Below are 1,522 nucleotides of genomic sequence, written 5' to 3' on the forward strand. Positions count from 1 at the left end.
GCAATCATCTTTTATAAGCAATTATGCGTCATACAGACTTTAGAATTTAGCTATAACGGGTGACATCCATGTCACCCTCCGTGTATCACCATTCATCTATAATTTAAAAAAATCAACCTTAATACTGAATATCCGCCGTTTGAATAAACTCAAAGGCCGGCTCTTCATACGGATGGCTTGCTTTTAAAGCTTTTGCGACGGCAGATGCTTTTTCTTCAGGAACAATAGTTTCTACACGCCATTCAGGCACTTGCTCCAAAGCATCCAGCTTGCCAATAAACGGATTTGCGCCTTTCAGCGGCTTAAACTGCCCTGTGCCTAACACTTGCCAGGCACAGTGTTCATAATTGCCTATGCCGCCGGCGCCTGCTTCAAATATGGCAAGTTTGGTCGATTCCAAGTGAGATTCAGGGACGTAGTAGGTAAGTTTGAGCATTGTTCATTCAGCATTTCAAATACATTGATTCTACTCAGGCTGGCTGAAAATTGCCTTGAATTAATAGCACTTGCGCATAAATAAATCACCGCAGCAGGATCTGAAGCTGTTTTGCCGCAGGCATGAACTTCCAGATGCAATAGCAGCCAACGCAAACAGCAGCATACTAAGCCCAGTTCAAGACAGCATATCCTGCAACCGCAGAGGCGCGAAGGGTCTGCAGCTCAAACGATTGGCCAGAAACATTCAGCACCCTGCCGGTCACCGCACTGTTTAATTTAACTAAATCTATGCCGCTGAAATAATCGGCCAAACCCGCCGCCTTATGCATCGCTCTGTTTGCATAAACCTTCAGCTGATTGGCCGGCTGCGCCAAGCTAAGCGTTCAAACCGCACGCAGCAAAAGGCAGTAAAAGTCCAGTAAATCCTATTTTCAGCCAATTCATTAAAGCATGAAACTTAAATGAAGCTTAAAACAGAATGGTAAATTACAATTGTATATTAACAATTTATAAATATTACCTATTATATAAAATAACGATATTAAACAATGCCTTATAAATTGTTTAGCAAAAATAAATACGCAGTATAGCCAGATTAAGATAAAAGGCTTTTTGCTCAATTGACCAGCAATTTACATCTATTTACAATCAGCGAAAATCAGAAGTCAAATGATATGCGAAATGCTAATGCTTCTTAATAAGAGCCAGCCCTACTCAAATCTTGCGACGCCATAACTCACCATGATTGGAGTTCAATCACGAATGAAACGCATATTGTCCGCTGTCTGCATATTAAGTTTTGCTGCATCTGCCTTTGCAGATGAAAATCTATTTGGCTATGTCCGCGGCGCAGAAACACTGCCCCAAGGTGGTCAGGAGCTCTATCAATGGGTCACCAACCGCAGCGATAAAGGCGCAGGCCATTACTCAGCTTTTGACTATAAGACAGAGTATGAGCGCGGAATTACCGACAAGTTCAACGCATCCGCAGCAGTCAAATTAATGTCCCTCGATACTTCAGGCATTCTGATTGACGGCTATCTGCCTGAAGATAAAAAAATCGGCCTTAAGCTCTCAGGTTTTG

The 1,522-nt window shown here is 42.5% G+C and carries 2 protein-coding genes; one reads left to right on the forward strand and one right to left on the reverse strand.

Annotated elements, in window-relative coordinates:
* Positions 1–118: 118 nt before the first annotated feature.
* Complete coding sequence (locus RSA72_RS14500) at positions 119–436, reverse strand: YqfO family protein (RefSeq protein ID WP_332624762.1); 318 nt, start codon at positions 434–436, stop codon at positions 119–121.
* 743 nt (positions 437–1,179) lie between these two features.
* On the opposite strand from RSA72_RS14500, the gene RSA72_RS14505 reads away from it, so the two are divergent.
* On the forward strand, positions 1,180–1,522 hold a 343-nt coding region (locus tag RSA72_RS14505), incomplete at its 3' end, for a DUF6662 family protein (RefSeq protein WP_332624763.1).

Source organism: Acinetobacter sp., assembly GCF_036659555.1.
In the GTDB taxonomy this organism is placed as follows: Bacteria; Pseudomonadota; Gammaproteobacteria; order Pseudomonadales; family Moraxellaceae; genus Acinetobacter.